Annotated in this window: 17 protein-coding genes and 1 pseudogene; 10 read left to right on the plus strand and 8 right to left on the minus strand. The window is 50.1% G+C overall.

The window, feature by feature from the left end; translation table 11 throughout:
- Nucleotides 1-26 precede the first annotated feature (26 nt).
- The 4 genes and pseudogenes from H6859_09610 to xth all read left to right on the plus strand — a co-directional run bounded on the left by H6859_09610 (nt 27) and on the right by xth (nt 3,706).
- Nucleotides 27-1,808 (plus strand): annotated as a pseudogene (locus H6859_09610) (DNA polymerase III subunit gamma/tau).
- Complete coding sequence (locus H6859_09615; GenBank protein ID USO06752.1) at nt 1,808-2,128, plus strand: YbaB/EbfC family nucleoid-associated protein; 321 nt, start codon at nt 1,808-1,810, stop codon at nt 2,126-2,128. Before H6859_09610 ends, H6859_09615 begins: the two are co-directional and overlap by 1 nt.
- Before the next feature lie 14 nt (nt 2,129-2,142).
- On the plus strand, nt 2,143-2,895 hold the full coding sequence (locus H6859_09620; protein USO06753.1) for an SDR family NAD(P)-dependent oxidoreductase: 753 nt from the start codon (nt 2,143-2,145) through the stop codon (nt 2,893-2,895).
- A 10-nt stretch (nt 2,896-2,905) separates the two neighbouring features.
- A complete protein-coding gene (gene xth / locus H6859_09625) occupies nt 2,906-3,706 on the plus strand; it encodes an exodeoxyribonuclease III (GenBank protein ID USO05386.1) in 801 nt (266 codons plus the stop codon).
- 10 nt (nt 3,707-3,716) lie between these two features.
- On the opposite strand, the gene H6859_09630 is transcribed toward xth, so the two are convergent.
- The 3 genes from H6859_09630 to H6859_09640 all read right to left on the minus strand — a co-directional run bounded on the left by H6859_09630 (nt 3,717) and on the right by H6859_09640 (nt 5,029).
- Entirely contained in the window at nt 3,717-4,112 is a 396-nt protein-coding gene (locus H6859_09630) for an ankyrin repeat domain-containing protein (GenBank protein ID USO05387.1), read from the minus strand.
- A 2-nt stretch (nt 4,113-4,114) separates the two neighbouring features.
- Nucleotides 4,115-4,720 carry a DUF1223 domain-containing protein gene (locus H6859_09635; GenBank protein ID USO05388.1) on the minus strand — a complete coding sequence of 202 codons (606 nt, stop codon included), beginning with the start codon at nt 4,718-4,720 and terminating at the stop codon, nt 4,115-4,117.
- Nucleotides 4,721-4,846: 126 nt separating this feature from the next.
- On the minus strand, nt 4,847-5,029 hold the full coding sequence (locus H6859_09640) for a DUF1674 domain-containing protein (GenBank protein USO05389.1): 183 nt from the start codon (nt 5,027-5,029) through the stop codon (nt 4,847-4,849).
- A 45-nt stretch (nt 5,030-5,074) separates the two neighbouring features.
- On the opposite strand from H6859_09640, the gene H6859_09645 reads away from it, so the two are divergent.
- The 3 genes from H6859_09645 (at nt 5,075) to H6859_09655 (ending at nt 7,039) form a co-directional block, all read left to right on the plus strand.
- A complete protein-coding gene (locus H6859_09645) occupies nt 5,075-5,386 on the plus strand; it encodes a chorismate mutase (GenBank protein ID USO05390.1) in 312 nt (103 codons plus the stop codon).
- A 65-nt stretch (nt 5,387-5,451) separates the two neighbouring features.
- A complete protein-coding gene (locus tag H6859_09650; GenBank protein USO06754.1) occupies nt 5,452-6,744 on the plus strand; it encodes an RsmB/NOP family class I SAM-dependent RNA methyltransferase in 1,293 nt (430 codons plus the stop codon).
- A 130-nt stretch (nt 6,745-6,874) separates the two neighbouring features.
- Nucleotides 6,875-7,039 carry a hypothetical protein gene (locus H6859_09655; GenBank protein ID USO05391.1) on the plus strand — a complete coding sequence of 55 codons (165 nt, stop codon included), beginning with the start codon at nt 6,875-6,877 and terminating at the stop codon, nt 7,037-7,039.
- A gap of 112 nt (nt 7,040-7,151) precedes the next feature.
- Here the strand turns inward: H6859_09655 and H6859_09660 are convergent, their stop codons facing one another.
- Entirely contained in the window at nt 7,152-7,559 is a 408-nt protein-coding gene (locus H6859_09660) for a hypothetical protein (protein USO05392.1), read from the minus strand.
- 256 nt (nt 7,560-7,815) lie between these two features.
- Here H6859_09660 and H6859_09665 point away from each other — a divergent pair, with 256 nt between their 5' ends.
- The 3 genes from H6859_09665 (at nt 7,816) to H6859_09675 (ending at nt 11,198) form a co-directional block, all read left to right on the plus strand.
- Entirely contained in the window at nt 7,816-8,475 is a 660-nt protein-coding gene (locus tag H6859_09665) for a ribulose-phosphate 3-epimerase (GenBank protein ID USO05393.1), read from the plus strand.
- 65 nt (nt 8,476-8,540) lie between these two features.
- Entirely contained in the window at nt 8,541-10,226 is a 1,686-nt protein-coding gene (locus tag H6859_09670; protein ID USO05394.1) for a heparinase II/III family protein, read from the plus strand.
- Nucleotides 10,227-10,241: 15 nt separating this feature from the next.
- Nucleotides 10,242-11,198 (plus strand): EAL domain-containing protein, encoded by a 957-nt coding sequence (locus tag H6859_09675; protein ID USO05395.1) that lies wholly within the window; start codon nt 10,242-10,244, stop codon nt 11,196-11,198.
- Here H6859_09675 and H6859_09680 read toward each other — a convergent pair.
- The 4 genes from H6859_09680 to radA form a co-directional block, all read right to left on the minus strand.
- Nucleotides 11,188-12,678, minus strand: a complete 1,491-nt coding sequence (locus H6859_09680; protein USO06755.1) for an amidophosphoribosyltransferase — start codon at nt 12,676-12,678, stop codon at nt 11,188-11,190. The genes H6859_09675 and H6859_09680 overlap by 11 nt on opposite strands.
- 6 nt (nt 12,679-12,684) lie before the next feature.
- A complete protein-coding gene (locus H6859_09685) occupies nt 12,685-13,410 on the minus strand; it encodes a CvpA family protein (GenBank protein ID USO05396.1) in 726 nt (241 codons plus the stop codon).
- Nucleotides 13,411-13,482: 72 nt separating this feature from the next.
- Nucleotides 13,483-14,334 carry a hypothetical protein gene (locus H6859_09690; GenBank protein ID USO05397.1) on the minus strand — a complete coding sequence of 284 codons (852 nt, stop codon included), beginning with the start codon at nt 14,332-14,334 and terminating at the stop codon, nt 13,483-13,485.
- A 69-nt stretch (nt 14,335-14,403) separates the two neighbouring features.
- Nucleotides 14,404-15,813 (minus strand): DNA repair protein RadA, encoded by a 1,410-nt coding sequence (gene radA / locus H6859_09695; protein ID USO05398.1) that lies wholly within the window; start codon nt 15,811-15,813, stop codon nt 14,404-14,406.
- Nucleotides 15,814-16,054: the final 241 nt, after the last annotated feature.

The raw sequence follows: 16,054 nt of genomic DNA on the forward strand, positions 1-16,054 counted from the left end.
TTGTTCTGGTAAGGGAATCGCCCTACATATAAGGTATGTCTGAGGCTCAAGTTCCATACCGCGTTTTGGCGCGGAAATATCGTCCGCAAAGTTTTGATGAATTGATTGGTCAGGATGCGCTGGTGCGTACGCTCACCAATGCGATCGAATCGGGGCGGATTGCGCATGCGTTTATGTTGACCGGTGTACGGGGCGTCGGGAAGACTACGACGGCGCGGATTATTGCCAAGGCGCTTAATTATGTCGGGGCTGATGGTAAGGCCGGGCCGACAACGGGGGCGACTGAGGATTGTAAAATTTGCCAGGCGATTGCCGAGGACCGGCATCCGGACGTGATTGAGATGGATGCGGCCAGCCGCACGGGCGTTGATGATATTCGTGAAATTCTGGACGGGGTGCGCTATGCGCCGAGCGAGGCACGTTATAAGGTCTATGTGATAGATGAAGTGCATATGCTTTCGAAAAACGCGTTTAACGCTTTGCTTAAAACGCTGGAAGAGCCGCCGGAACATGTGAAGTTTATTTTCGCGACGACTGAGATTCGTAAAGTGCCGATTACCGTGCTCTCGCGGTGTCAGCGTTTTGACTTGCGCCGGGTGGATGTGCCGACATTGTCCGCGCATTTTACTTCGATTTGCGAAAAAGAAAGCGTTAAGGCCGAACCTGAAGCTATTGCGATGATCGCACGTGCAGCGGATGGGTCGGTGCGCGACGGACTGTCGATTCTTGATCAGGCAATGGCATTGAATGGGGAATCTATCACATCGCAGGCCGTGGAAGATATGTTAGGGCTAGCTGACCGGGCGCGGTCACTTGATCTGCTGGAGCGAGCTTTGAGCGGCGATATGCCGGAGGCGTTGGAAATCATGGATGATTTGTATCGCGCCGGAGCAGACCCGGTAGCACTTATACAAGACTTACTGGATTTGACGCATACGCTGACGAAGTTGCGCGCCGTGCCTGAAGCCAAAGAAATGAGCCATGCGATGGCAGCCGATGAGGTTAAACGCGCGGCAGAGTTGGCTGGGAAGCTTTCAATGCCGACATTGGGCAAAACGTGGCAGATATTGTTGAAAGGTTTGGCAGAAGTGCAGGCAGCGCCCAACCCGCAAAGCGCCGCAGAGATTGTGTTGATACGCTTGGCTTATGCGGCGGATTTGCCAGATCCGGCAGCGTTGATCAAAACCTTGCAAGGGCAAGAGAGCGGGCCTGTGACATCAAATGCTGGCGGCATTTCACAGTCTGCATCTGCTCCTGTAGGTGCGCCGGTTTCGAACGCGTCTTCTCCGTCTCAATCCTTGAATGCTGGAGCACGCACAGGCATACCGACCGGTCGGTCTTTTGCTGGCCCCCCTTCCGGGAAAGGATCTGGCGGTGAGCGTGCGGCTCTGGCGGTTGTGCCGAAGGTTGAGCCACCATCGCCCTTGGAAATTCGCAATCTTGAAGATATTGTATGGGTGCTGGAAGAACATCGTGAGGTGTTGCTGGCTTCACAGGTGTATCAATATGCGCATTTGGTGAAGCTGGAGAAGGGATTGATAGAAATTCGTCCTGAAGCCGAGGCATCGCCGAAAATGGCGCAGGATCTGGGACAGGCGCTGAGCCGGATATCAGAAGCGCGCTGGATTGTCAGTGTCTCAGGTGCGCCCGGAGAGCCGACGTTGGCGCAGGTGGCCGGAGCGCGCTTGGAGGCCGAGCGAGCAGAGATTATCAAGCTGCCGATAATGCAGGAAATTTTAAGCGTGTTTCCAGATGCGGAAATACAATCAATCGAAATGGTTAACAATAAGGGACATGACAAGCCATGATGAATTTTAAAGATATGATGCAGCAAGCTCAACAGATGCAATTCAAGCTCGAAGAGTTGCAGGAAAAGATGAAGGATATCGAGGTCGAAGGCGAGGCTGGCGGCGGCATGGTCAAGGTGACGATGTCTTGCGGCGGTGAAGTGCGCGCTATCGCAATTGATTCTTCTGTCATCAATGTTGATGATAAAGAGACATTGGAAGATTTAATCGTTGCGGCAATGAATAACGCCAATGATGCTAAAGACGAGCGCATTAAAACCGAAACGACGGGTATGATGGAAGGGCTGGGCTTGCCTGCGGGCACGAAGCTGCCGTTTTAAGTGTGACGGGTTACATTCCCAAAATAGTGTTCATTACCGGGGCAACGGGTGATTTTGGCCGGGCGTTCGCCCGGCGCTTTGCAGGGGTTGGCTCTGCGCTTATTTTACATGGACGTTCGCAGGAAAAGCTTGATGCGTTGGCTGAAGAATTTCCGTATGTACGTGCGCATACACTTTGCTTTGATGTGACCGATCAAGCTGCGATAGCCGAGGCGATAGACTCTATCCCGGAAGCGTTTGGTGCAATCGATTTGCTGATCAATAATGCGGGCGGGGCCCTGGGGCAATCTCCGGCTGATGAAAGTACGCTGGATGATTGGCTGAAAATGATCGAGATCAATAACAGTGCACTGGTGGCGGTGACACATCCTGTTTTGCAGGGGATGAGCGTGCGGCGGCGTGGGCATATCATTAATATCGGTTCGACAGCGGGGAATTACCCGTATCCAGGTGGGCATGTTTATTGTGCGGTGAAGGCGTTTGTGAAGCAGTTTTCTTTGGCTTTGCGGGCTGATACGTACAGCAAAAATATCCGCGTAACCAATATTGAACCGGGCATGGTGAAAACGCAGTTTTCGTTGGTTCGCTACAAAGGCGATCAAAAAGCTGCGGATGCGGTTTATGCAAACACAACTCCGCTTACAGCCGATGATGTAGCCGAAAGCGTTTTTTGGGCAGCAAGTCAGCCCAGCCATGTCAATATAAACCGGATTGAGTTAATGCCAACCCGTCAGGCACCGGGACCTTTGGCGGTGGATCGGGATTAGAGGAGCGTGCATGCGGCTGGTGACCTGGAATATAAACTCTGTACGCTTGCGCTTGCCGCTAGTGAAAAGACTTACTGAAGAAGCTGCGCCGGATATTTTATGCTTGCAAGAAACCAAATGCCCGGATGAGTATTTTCCGACTGGTGATTTGCGGGCGATGGGCTATGAGCATCAGCATTTTCACGGGATGAAGGGTTATAATGGCGTGGCGATATTGTCGCGTTTGCCGATGGATGCGCGCGATGTACACCACCGGGTTGGGCGCGAGGATTGTCGGCATATTGCGGCGAGTATCTCCACGCCTTCCGGGGGATTCGAGCTGCATAATCTGTATATTCCGGCGGGTGGGGATGAGCCGGACCCGAATGTGAATGATAAGTTTGCGCATAAGCTGGATTTTGTTGATGAAATGACCGACTGGTTTAAGGACCGCTATAGCGCGGATCAAAAGCTGGTGGCGGTCGGTGATTTTAACATTGCGCCTTATGAGCATGATGTATGGTCGCATAAGCAGCTTTTAAATGTTGTTTCACATACGCCTCCGGAAACAGACCGGCTGGCCGGTATGCTTGGTTCGCTAGATTGGGTGGATGTTGCGCGGCGCTTTGTGGCGATGGATGAGAAGTGTTATACGTGGTGGAGCTATCGTAACCGGGATTGGAAAAAATCTAATCGCGGGCGGCGGCTGGATCATGTCTGGGTAACGCCGCCGCTTCGTGAATCGCTGGAGGCGCATCAGGTGTTTTCGAAAGCACGGGATTGGGAAAAGCCTTCTGATCATGCACCTGTAATTGTTGATATAGAACTTTAAATGCTGGTTTTTAGAGGTTTTTGAACTGAAACAGTTTCTGGATATCCTTGTCCATAAACCTTGCCATTTCACGAGGTGTTTCGTCAAATTCTGATTTTATATTGTCTTTTGCCCCTTTTTGCAGAAGCAGTTTAATGAGTTTGGTGTTTTTCTGCCGTAATGCAACGTGTAGCGGTGTTTCGTCCATTTCGCCTTTTGTGTTGACGTTTGCGCCAGCTTCGATCAGTAACTCCGCACCGTGGTTATTGTTATTCCAGAGCATTACATGTAGCGGCGTGTCTCCACAATAACCATGGCAATTTATGTCGATATGTTTTTCTGGTTCTGCCGGAAACATAATACCGGAGATAGATTGTAGAATTTCTTCAAGTGTTTGCCGGTTTTTATGTTTTTCTTTTTTTGCCACTTTTAGGATCCTGTTTGCGCGGCGGCGATGATGCCGCCTTTATATGTCTGAATGATAAGGGCATAGCTAATGCCGGCCTTTTGCTCTGCCGGAAAAGCCATGTTTAGTTTCTTCCCGTCCCAGCGTAGCAGCTTGGTGATGTTTTTCACTGTGTTGCGGTAGTGTGTGTAGTTTTCTTCATCAGGGCGATTTTCAATTTCAAAAAGCCATATGTCCGCACCGTGGGGCAGATTTATTTGTGGGAGGCTGATGTTAAGATATTCGCCGTTGCGCAAAAAACCAACCGGTCGGTTTTTTGCCGTTTTTGTCTTTTGGATTAAGGGGTTGAGTTCGTTTTGTTTGATGCCTGTTGTTACGGCGCTGCCATTGATGATGGTCATGGGCGTATAGATGCCGCCGGTATTAAGGGCGAGTTTATATACATTTTGGCGGGCGTCGCAAAAGGGGCGGGCGAGTTTGTCGCCACGCCCGTTGCGGTTAAAGTAGCTTACATGACATGACAGGCCGATAATATTGGGATCTTTCGCGATGAGTTGGTTAAAATTGTGATCGGCATTTGGGCAGGCCGGGCAGAATTTACTGGTGAAAAGCTCTACAACAATTGGCATTGTCTGTGCACTTTGCGTTGCTTGTGTTGCCTGTGCCTGGGGGCTATAAAAAGCCATACTCGATGCACAGAGGAGTAGGGGTATTAATTGGATGTAAATGGCTAATTTGTTCATTTTGTTTTATTTTTAAAAGTCGCTGCAACGTCCTTTAACTTCCCAATCTCCAAAGCGGGTGGGTTCGAGAAGGCCGGAATCGGCAAAGCCGCCAACTTCTTTTTCTGTCTTTGCAGATGGCTTTTTGTGTTGTTCTGCTGCTTTGTTTTTTTTCGCGGCGGCCTGTGTTTCGGGGGTTGGTTTTTTATCGTTCATATTTCATGATGTAGGGCATTTAGAGGTATTTGAAAAGGGGTAAACATGAATCAAGATACTCCACCAGAGCTTGAGGTTTTTCGTCAGCAAATTGATGAATGTGATCAGGAATTGATTGATGTTTTGGCGCGGCGTTTTAACGTGGTGCGTCAGGTTGGTGCGTTTAAGGTTGGTGCGCAGATGGAGGCGATTCAATCGGCGCGGGAGCAGGCTGTGAAGGATCGGGCGGTGAGGCTCGGTCAGGAGCTGGGTCTGGATTCCGATTTTATACGCAGGCTTTATGAGGTGATGATTGATTATGCACATGATATTGAACATGAGATTTTGGCGCAAGATGCGCAGGATAAGGGCGAGTGATGAGTCAGGAAAAACCGCTTGTTGAGGTTGGTCGGTCTGAAAGTGAAGAGGTGTCCACTGACGGTATGGCTGCGCGGTATGCGGGGCTGATGCTGTTGGAAGACGTATTGCAGCGCAAGCAGGCGTTGGATCAAGCGCTGGATCAGCAGCAGGCATTTAAGGCGTTGCCGATGCGTGACCGGGCTTTTACCCGTATGATGGTTTCGACGATTCTTCGGCGTTTGGGGCAAATTGATAACATTATTGAGCGCGCGATTGAGCGTGAAGTGCCGCGTAATATTACTGTGCAAAATGTTTTGCGCATTGGCGTGGTCCAGATTTTGTTTATGGATGTGGCGGATCATGCGGCGGTTGATACGTCTGTTAAGCTGGCGGAAAAGCTGGGTATGGAGAAGCAAAAAGCATTTGTGAACGCTGTGCTTCGTACGGTGACGCGTGAAGGTGTGCATTGGCGCGAACTTCAAGATGAAGTGCGGCTGAATACGCCGGAATGGCTTTTGAAAATCTGGATTGAGGATTATGGCTTGCGTATGGCGGCGGAGATTGCAAAGGCGAATTTGTCTGAAGCGGCGCTGGATATTTCCGTGCGGGACCGCGAGTCGCGCAACTTCTGGGCGAGTAATTTTAAGGCTACCCAAATGACGACGGGTACGCTGCGCAAGAATTCGGGCGGCGCTGTGCATGATTTACAGGGTTTTGATGAAGGACATTGGTGGGTGCAAGATGCAAGCGCAGCGATTCCGGCGCAGCTTTTTGGTGATGTCGACGGGCAGCATGTGTATGATTTGTGCGCGGCGCCGGGGGGCAAGGCTTTGCAGCTTGCGGCCATGGGAGCGCAGGTTACGGCACTGGATCGCAGTGCTAACAGGTTGAAGAAATTGAAGCAAAATCTGGAGCGGATGCAGCTTTCGGATCGGGTGGAGGTCATTACGGCCGATGCAGGGAGTTGGCGGCCGAAAGGCGAGGCCGGGTATGTTTTGCTGGATGCGCCGTGCAGTGCGACGGGGACGATCCGCCGTCATCCGGATGCTTTGCATTTGAAGGTGCCGCAGGATATTGAGCGGCTTTCACATTTACAAGAAGCGTTGTTGGAGAATGCCTTTGACATGCTGATGGTTGGCGGCGTACTTGTTTATTGTACGTGTTCTTTGCAAAAGGCGGAAGGTGAGCGTCAGATTGAAAGATTTTTGGTTGCACATCAAGATGCGCAGCGTTTGCCAATAACGGCGCGCGAGCTTGGCGGGTTTGATGAGGCTCTCACCGAGGACGGAGATTTGCGGATCTTGCCGTTCCATCAGGCTGCGCTTGGCGGGATGGATGGGTTTTACATTGCGCGGTTAACGAAGGTCGCTCCATAATTTTCACCCTGACTGCGTTATCCTTCAGTCTCGGTGTGCTCACGTACTGGTGTGTACGTTCCGCGCACCTCGCTTCGGCTGCCTTGTCAGGGCAAAAATTCTGTTCGCTCTTTGAGAATGTTTTTAGCTCTTGCACAAATTCTCTGCGCTTTTGTTTTGGGGCAGGATAAAAGTTCTGTTTGCTCTTTGCGAGGAAGGTTTGGGCGGTTTTGAGGAATTTGTGGTAAAGGGTGAGGGCGGCGCGCAGGGCGCGCCAATCGCGGTTGTGGAAACCGTGTTTGGTGGCGTTTTGTGATGAACGGGCTTTGCCTTGTGGGGTTCTGGGGCCGGTGGATTTGGTCCAGGGTCGGTGCGCGCGGATGCGCGCGGCTTGGGTGGCGCGTCTTTCAGGTGGCCATCCTTTTGTTTTATTTTGATTTTTCATCGTTCTTTAGTTTGTTTTCAGATTTTTGCGATTCTTTGAGAGTGCTGAAGGTTTGGCGGCAAAGTCTTTGGCTTTGCAGAGCCATGTTTAAGGCCTCGGGCGAGAGAGAGGATTTTTTGCCCAGCCCGGCCTGATGCATGGAGACAAAAAAGGAGCTGTCGAGTGTGAGGGCCTGGTCCAGCAGCCGTTTTTCAAGGTCTTTCAAGGTTTCTAGCCCGTTGAGGTTGCATCTGGAGCGGAGACGGCGGGCCAGTTCGTCCGGGGATAGGCCGTCATGATATTTTTGTCGCGCTTTTTGTTCCGTCTGTTCTTTTTGCTTGCGAATTCGTGCGCATTCGCTCTGTTCTTCGGCTTTTTTGTATAGATGTTCTATTTCATCGGGGTCAAGCATGTGCAATATATAGGATATTATTCCTATTTTGTCAAGGGTTTTTAATCATAGAGATGTAGAGGTGTGGTGTTATGGATTGCTTCGTCGCAGGGCTTCTCGCAATGACGGAGGTGTTTTTTGGTTCGTAAATATAGATAAATTCGACGATGGTTCACTCATTTCTAGATTTGCATATAAAACTCTGTTAAAACTATTATAAGTGAAGCGCTTAGGTGCTTTATTCACAGTTCTATCCACGGTTGTTAAGAGTTTTGAAATGCCCCAAAAATCTGTTCGCATTGCTCCGTCGATTTTGTCAGCCGATTTTTCGAAATTGGGTGAGGAGGTGGTTGCGATTGATAAGGCGGGCGCCGATTACATCCATATTGATGTTATGGACGGGCATTTTGTGCCGAACCTGACATTTGGTGCGCCAGTGGTCAAAGCCATTCGCGGAGTTACGAAGAAGCCGTTTGATGTACATTTGATGATTTCTCCGGTTGATCCGCTTATTGAAGATTTTGTTGAGGCAGGAGCCGATATTATTACTGCGCATGTTGAGGCGGGGCCGCATTTGCACCGGACGTTGCAGGCGATTAAGGCCGCAGGCGTCAGGTGCGGAGTTTCGCTTAATCCGCATACGCCGATTGAGGCTGTCCAACATGTGATGAATATGGTGGATTTGATTTTGATTATGACTGTGAACCCCGGTTTTGGCGGGCAAAGTTTTATTCCGTTGCTGGACAAGATTGCCGCTACGCGCGCAATGATTGAAAAATCTGGGCGGAAAATAGATTTACAGGTTGATGGCGGAGTTAATTCGCAGACGGCCAAAGAATGTATTGCTGCCGGGGCGGATGTTCTGGTGGCCGGGACGGCTGTGTTTAAGGATGGCCCGGAAAGTTATGCGAAGAATATCGAAGCTCTGCGGGGCTGATTTTACCTGAACGTGCGGCGGTCGTTGTGCGTTTTTTATGAATTTACAAGGTTTTAAGAGGATCGATGCCTGTTCAGCTTATACAGCATTTGAAACGCCGCGCCAGTCAGATGGCCTATAATAGCGTGTTTTATAACTGGAGCCTGCAGGGCGAAGCGCCGGAGCGAATGGTGGTGCGTCCGGTAGACCCGTGGCCGGGCTCTATGGAGGCGGGCAAGGCTTTGTGTGAGGGCGCGTTGATGTTTGAAGGTGCGCAGATGCCATTTGGTGCAGGGTGTTGGCAGATGGATGATTTGCCGGAAGGGTGGATGGCGCATTTGCATGGATTTTCATGGCTCAGGGATTTGCGGTCTTTAAGCGGGGAGCGCGGAATGGGCGCGGTGGCACGTACGCATGCCAAGATGATGATCCGCAGCTGGATTGAAATGAATGAGACGTGGCAGCCGCAGAGCTGGCGGATGGATGTGGCCGGTCAGCGATTGGCGATGTGGATTTCGGCGTATGAATTTTTTAGTGCGGTTGAGTTTATTGAGCCTGAGGATGAGGAAGATTTTCAGAATGCGTTTTTTGATAGCTGCACCCGTCAGGCGCGGCATTTATCACGCGCCATCGCGCATGGTGAGGTCGATGAGTGTCGGGGGCCCGGGCGGTTTTATGCAGTTCAGGGATTGCTGTATGCGGGGATTGCGTTTGAAGGTTTTGAGCATTGGGCTGATCAGGCTCTTGAGCAGCTTGCGTTTGAGCTTGATGCGCAGATTGCCGGGGACGGGGCGCATCGTTCGCGCTCTCCGGCGCAGCTCTTAGAGATTTTGCAGATTTTGCTCGATATACGTATGGTGCTGCGCGCTGCTGATCGGCCTTTGCCGGAAAAAGTTCAGCATGCTATTGACCGGATGGGGCCGGCTTTACGGTTTTTCCGTTATAGCGACAAGCATTTGGCGTTGTTTCAGGGTGCGCAAGAAGGCGCCGCGGAGCGGATCGATTCGGTTTTGCAGCAAGCCGGGGCACGTGGAAAGATTTTGAGCGCCTTGCCGTGCACGGGATATGAGCGTCTTAGTCTGGGGCGTACGTGTGTGATGATGGATTGTGCGGGCGCGCCGGATTGGCCGTATGCAGATAGTGCGCATGCCTCACCGCTCAGCTTTGAGATGAGTTACGGACGGGCGCGGTTGTTTGTGAATTGCGGCGCTCACCCGCTGGATGAAGATTGGCGTGAAGCGCTGTGTTCAACGCCTGCGCATACGGCCCTTAGCCTTGATGCGCGCAATGCTTGTGGTTTGCAGGGGCGCTGCGGGCGTGGCAGTTTTGCGCCTGCTGTGGTTTTACGTGAGGATTTGAGGCATGCGGCGTTGCTGGAGGCTTCTCATAACGGGTATGTTCCGGTGAATGGGTTTCATCATAAGCGCCGGATTTATCTTTCTGATCAGGGGCATGATGTGCGCGGCGAGGATGTGCTCAGCGCGGATGTGTTGCCGGTACGGCCTGTGGATGTGGCAGTGCGCTTTCATTTGCATCCTAAGGTGATGGTATCGCTGATTCGCGATGGGCAAGAGGCGCTCTTGCGGTTGCCTGGCGGGGTTGGCTGGCGCTTTCATCAGGGATCGGATTTGCGCAATGGGCGGTTGGAGCTGGAAGATAGTGTGTATTTGGGGTGCGGGACTTCTATCCGTAAGAGCAAACAATTGGTTATTTATGGTCAAATTATTGATAATTCATCGAAAATAAAGTGGGCTGTGCAACGCGAAGGTTAAGGGAGGCCTGCGTATATGACGCAAGAATTGGCCTCTCAAGGCTCTAAGCAAGACTCTAAACGTTGCGTTTATGATACGGAGCTTTTGGCGCGTATAGAGGATCTTATTCGCGGTTTTCAAGCACAGGTTCGTGATGCGCAAGGTTCGGCATGTGAAGGGGCAATGGTCTACGGTTTGCGTGTGTTGGTCGCTCTGGCCAATATGGTTTTGCAGAAACGTGATATGTTTGAGATTGAGCCCTGGCATATTATTTCTGCGCATGCCCCGCTTTCAATGCCTGGCGAGATGCTGCTGCGGGTGAAGGATTTTAAGAACAAGAATATGCCGCCTTATGAGGCGATTATGGCGTTTTACGATCATGGTTATACGGCGCAGATTGACGGGATTTTATTTTTGGCTGCTCTTGGTCAATTTCAGCGTATGCGCCAAACCGGGCGTGAAAAGCAGGTGAGTATTAATATCTCAGCGCGGTCTTTGCGTGATTCTGATTTTGTAAAGGTGACCTTAGCGCGGCTTGAAAGTCTGGATCTGGTCAGCGATGAGAAAGTTTTGATAGAGATTCATGAAAGTGCGCCGCATTTAAGTTTAAGCCGTCAGGTTCTGGAGCTTTATCGGGCGGTCGGGGTCGGGTTTGTGATTGATGATGTTGGGATGAATATGAATGATGTGTTGCGTCTGGCGGATTTTGAGGGGTTGGCGGAGTTTGTAAAACTTGATCGACATACGGTGTGTGCACCAGAGGGTGAGGCTTATGCGCTTGATCAGGTGATGTCGTTTGTGGAGACTTTGATGCCCGGTACGTTATGTGTCGCGGAAGGGGTACAAACAGCGGAACATGCATGGGATATTGTACAAAAATATCCATCGATTCTTTATGCGCAAGGATTATATCTGCCCGATGAACGTGAGGTGTTTCAGCGTGAATTTAAGGCGGCGCAGTCGGATCAGGGGCTTGCATCTGCTAGATCTTAGATAATTTTTTTAGGGGCTTCACCCGGCGCTCTTGCAGGTCAGTCACCTTTTCATCGGCACAGTTTCTATCATGATCCACCAGTTCAACCGGATAATCACCGGTAAAACACGCATCGCAATATTGCGGCGCCTTGGCATTACGCTTGGTTTCCCCAACGGCTTTATAAAGTCCGTCCAGTGAAATATAAGCCAGCGAATCAGCCTTGATATATTCACGAATTTCCTCAACCGATTTCTGCCCGGCTAAAAGCTCGCTGGATGACGGTGTATCAATCCCGTAAAAACAGCTTTTGATCGTCGGCGGCGAAGAAATCCGCATATGCACTTCTCGCGCCCCGGCATCTTTAATCATCTCGACAATTTTCTTACTCGTCGTCCCGCGTACAATAGAATCATCAACCAGCACAACGCTTTTACCCTCAATGAATTTCCGGTTTGCATTATGCTTCAGACGTACGCCCAAATGCCGGATTTTATCGGTCGGCTCAATAAATGTACGCCCGACATAATGATTACGAATAATCCCAAGCTCGAACGGCACACCACTCGCCTCCGCATACCCAATCGCCGCCGGTACGCCGCTATCGGGAACAGGTACAATCAAATCAGCGCCTTCAACCGGATTTTCCCGCGCCAGCTCCGCGCCAATATTTTTACGCATTTCATAAACACTATGTCCTTCCATAGAGCTGTCAGGTCGCGCAAAATAAATATACTCGAAAATACAAAAACGTTTAGGTTGCTTTTTAAATGGAAACAGAGATTTCAAACCGCTTTCATCCAAAATCACCATTTCACCGGATTCAATATCGCGCTCAAAACGCGCCCCAATAATATCCAAAGCGCAAGTCTCAGACGCCAGAATATAAGCATCACCCAGCCGTCCCAAAACCAATGGTCGAATACCATACGGATCACGTACACCTATGATCTGGCTTTGCGCACACGCCACCAGCGAATACGCCCCCTTAATCTGTTTCACCGCATCGACCAGACGATCCGCCACAGACTTCTTTCGTGACACGGCCACCAAATGCACAATCGTCTCCGTATCACTCGTCGATTGAAAAATAGATCCGCGCTTGACCAGCTCTTTGCGTAGCATATGAGCATTGGTTAAATTCCCGTTATGCGCCACGCTAAAACCGCCAAAATCCATATCCGCATACATCGGCTGTACGTTACGCAAAGCCGGTTCACCGCTTGTTGAATAACGATTATGCCCGATTGCGGCATGCCCTTTCAGCTTTTCAATAACGCTCACATCACTGAAATTCGAATCCACCAGCCCCAAAGCTTTATGCGAGTAATAATTTTGTCCGTCATAAGATACGACTCCGCACGCTTCCTGCCCCCGGTGCTGCAAAGCATGCAAACCAAGAGCCGTTAAAGCAGCCGCATCCTCGCTACCAAACACGCCAAACACGCCGCATTCCTCATGGAACTTGTCATCATCAAAAACTGGCATATCCGCTATCATCATATCTCACTCATTCAAACCATCTGTTTTTTCATCAAACAGCTGGTCCATCTGCTGACGCATTTCATCGCTATAACCACTACTCTCCGGAGACTCGGCAGGTTGTTGTTGCTCCCCGCCACCATTGTCTTTTTTTAAAAGATTAATCTCTTCAAGCTTCTTGCGCGTCTTTGATGTTTTCTCAAGCGAAGCAACCCCCTCTTCAACCTCCTCAAAAGCACCGGAAGGAATAAAACCAGCCAAAATTTCCGAGGTTTTCTCCAAATAAAAATGCGTTTTACTCTCGCTAAAAAATTCCTCTTTTCTCTCCTGATCAACAAAGAAATGCACCGGCAAATACAACAAACCAAGCAAAATAATCCCGCGCACAACACCAAACACAAACCCCAACGTGCGATCAATAGCCCCAAGCCCGATCTTTTTGGCCCATTCCGCCAAAAGATGGCTCTGAATAGACAAAATAATCACCACAATAATAAAGATCGCCCCGTAAGACAGCGCGTCTGCAATAATACCATAAGGCAAAATTTCAAACAGTCGCTCAACCTCAGCGCCTTCCTCAATCCCAAACCAGCCATGCATATGCGGCATCAATAACGGCCCGCCGAGATATGCCGCCGCCAACCCGCCGACAACACCGGCAATAGTTAAAACTTCACGAATAAAACCACGAAGAAAGGCAATCAGGCCCGAAATCAAAAGAACGGCAAGAACAAAAATATCAGCGATCATGGAAACGTCAGGTCCTTTTTGGATCAGATAAGCCTCATATTTAGGCAAAACCATCTCAAAAAGCAAGCCTTCTCAGTTTGTTTCAGGGCCTTCATATTTCAATAAAACAGCAGACGATGGATGATTCTGAAGCGGTGCGGATGGTTGAACATCCAATAAAGGGATATCGCTCTTACGAATAATTTTATCAGGACCTTTGTGCCCCTGAGAGAGGGCAAAGTGCGTAACAACATTATGAACAAAATCCGGAACACCAGGATGAAGCATATTATAATGTTGTACATCCTCAGAATTTCCAACACGAACAGGATAATACAAAGTGCGCTCATAACCATGATGACCGCTCGACTCAATCTTTGAGGCAATCAAATCCGCCGCTGCTTTCAACCCCAGGCCCAAAAATTTCGAATGCTTAGATCCTTCAGATGAAGATGGTAAAGTGCCCGACGGCAAAGCACGAGACAAAGCAGTAAAAAATAGCGTATAAATGAGCTGTTCATGAACAGGGTCTGCATTAATATCATGAGAAACATCTATATGCTCACGAACCAACCCAACAGCCTTATCATCAAAATTACAAGATTCGATAACAATATGCTGTAAATCCAGAAAGTGCATATTCACCGAAAACCCGAGCGCCCCTACTGAAACCTCGCTCTTAGCCTCCTGAGAAGAATAAATATACCCACAATCGTAATTCACTCTCATAGTTTCAGAAGGTCTTTGGCGCGATATTCCGCCATCCCAAGACAAAGTAATCGTATCTCTCAATTTTATACGATACTCCTTTGGCCCACTGACAGCAGCGTCAAACTGTCTTTGCAAATAAGCGCTTTGAGCCAATTCAGTAAGCCCTGGCATAAAAAAAGAAAGATCGTCTGCCTTGATCAAAACTGGTAAATGTTGCCTCTCGGATTTTAACATCCTAAACCTCCAAGGCAGAAGAAATATAGATGTTTACGTAAAATGTAAAGTTTTTTTAATAGCCTGAGCCTATGCCACCGCACGCGGGGCCCGCCCATCGCCAAAAATTTCCCCCAGCATTTGCACATGATCAATTTCGGAAACGCGGATGGCATCTCCATAAACCTTTTCCGGTTTTTGACTTTTCTTGCCCTTCGGCACCACAGCCTCACGAAAGCCGAGTTTTGACGCTTCCTTCAGACGCAAATCCGGCTGCGCCACCTGCCGAATTTCCCCGGCCAAGCCAACTTCGCCAAAAAATACCGTCTCCGGCGGCAACGGATTATTCTGCAAAGCGCTCACCAGCGCCGCCGCTACCGCCAGATCCGCAGCAGGCTCATTAATCCTGATCCCTCCGGCAATATTGAGAAAAATGTCGCATGAACCAATTTGCAAACCGCAGCGCGTCTCAAGCACGGCGACAATCATCGCCAGCCGGTTCGGGTCCCAGCCAATCACGCTGCGCCGCGGAGACGCCAGCGATGACGGCGCCACCAAAGCCTGCACCTCAACCAGCATCGGCCGCGATCCTTCCAGCGCCGCCAAAACTGCACTTCCTGCAACATCCTGATTACGCTGCGATAAAAAAATCTCCGACGGGTTTTCCACCTCCTGCAATCCCCCGCCCGCCATTTCAAACACGCCGATCTCATCGGTCGGGCCAAAACGATTTTTAACGCCGCGCAAAATACGAAATTGATGGCTGCGATCACCCTCAAAATACAAAACCGTATCAACCATATGCTCAAGCACCCGCGGACCCGCTATCTGGCCGTCTTTTGTCACATGTCCAACAAACATCACCGCCATTCCGTATGTTTTGGCATAACGAATAATCTCCTGCGCCGAGCTGCGCACCTGCGTCACTGTACCGGGCGCCGAATCAATATTATCAACATACATTGTCTGGATTGAATCAATGATCAGCAATTCAACAGGCCCATTATCACCAACAGGCTCCACACTTGCCAAAATATCGCGTATACTCGTTGCGCTGGCCAGTTGCACCGGAGCTTCGGCCAGCTCCAAACGCTGCGCCCGCATCCGCACCTGGTCAACAGACTCCTCCCCTGACACATACACGCAACGTGTGTTCTTTTGCGAAAGTCTGCACACCAACTGTAACAGCAAGGTTGACTTGCCAATCCCCGGATCACCGCCAATCAAAACCGCTGATCCCGGCACCAATCCGCCGCCGACAACACGGTCAAATTCCTGAATGTCTGAGACATGCCGCGGGTAATCACTGCGGGCCGGATCACTGAGCGACACGAAATCAATCTTGCGCCCCTTCGCGCCATCCATCCCTTTAGGCACTGAAGGCGCTAGCGTTTCCTCCGCGATGCTGTTCCATTCACCGCACGATTCACACTTACCAGCCCAGCGACTCGACACTGCTCCACAAGACTGACACACATATGATTTTTTCACCTTCGCCATAAGATCACTGTAGCGAAAAAATAGAACAATTCAAGAACAAAATGAACGCCCCCGCCCCAAGAGGCGAGGTATCATGTCATTGCGAACCGCCAAAGGCGGTGAAGCAATCCAAAATTTATCCTTGTGGCACTGGATCGCTTCGCTGCGCTCGCGATGACGATTACGTCGCAAGCGGCGAGGAATTAAACCTGAAAGAGATTAAACGGACAACGTCGCGCCTGCAAACAAACGCACAAAAAAT

This window comes from Rhodospirillales bacterium (genome assembly GCA_023898785.1).
Lineage (GTDB): Bacteria > Pseudomonadota > Alphaproteobacteria > Micavibrionales > Micavibrionaceae > TMED27.

Coding starts and splice junctions, on each gene's coding strand:
- H6859_09615 (USO06752.1), top strand. CDS start 1,808: ATGAATTTTAAAGATATGATGCAGCAAGCTCAACAGATGCAATTCAAG.
- xth (USO05386.1), top strand. CDS start 2,906: ATGCGGCTGGTGACCTGGAATATAAACTCTGTACGCTTGCGCTTGCCG.
- H6859_09635 (USO05388.1), bottom strand. CDS start 4,720: ATGCCAATTGTTGTAGAGCTTTTCACCAGTAAATTCTGCCCGGCCTGC.
- H6859_09640 (USO05389.1), bottom strand. CDS start 5,029: ATGAACGATAAAAAACCAACCCCCGAAACACAGGCCGCCGCGAAAAAA.
- H6859_09645 (USO05390.1), top strand. CDS start 5,075: ATGAATCAAGATACTCCACCAGAGCTTGAGGTTTTTCGTCAGCAAATT.
- H6859_09650 (USO06754.1), top strand. CDS start 5,452: ATGGCTGCGCGGTATGCGGGGCTGATGCTGTTGGAAGACGTATTGCAG.
- H6859_09660 (USO05392.1), bottom strand. CDS start 7,559: ATGCTTGACCCCGATGAAATAGAACATCTATACAAAAAAGCCGAAGAA.
- H6859_09665 (USO05393.1), top strand. CDS start 7,816: ATGCCCCAAAAATCTGTTCGCATTGCTCCGTCGATTTTGTCAGCCGAT.
- H6859_09670 (USO05394.1), top strand. CDS start 8,541: ATGCCTGTTCAGCTTATACAGCATTTGAAACGCCGCGCCAGTCAGATG.
- H6859_09675 (USO05395.1), top strand. CDS start 10,242: ATGACGCAAGAATTGGCCTCTCAAGGCTCTAAGCAAGACTCTAAACGT.
- H6859_09680 (USO06755.1), bottom strand. CDS start 12,678: ATGATAGCGGATATGCCAGTTTTTGATGATGACAAGTTCCATGAGGAA.
- H6859_09685 (USO05396.1), bottom strand. CDS start 13,410: ATGATCGCTGATATTTTTGTTCTTGCCGTTCTTTTGATTTCGGGCCTG.
- H6859_09690 (USO05397.1), bottom strand. CDS start 14,334: ATGTTAAAATCCGAGAGGCAACATTTACCAGTTTTGATCAAGGCAGAC.
- radA (USO05398.1), bottom strand. CDS start 15,813: ATGGCGAAGGTGAAAAAATCATATGTGTGTCAGTCTTGTGGAGCAGTG.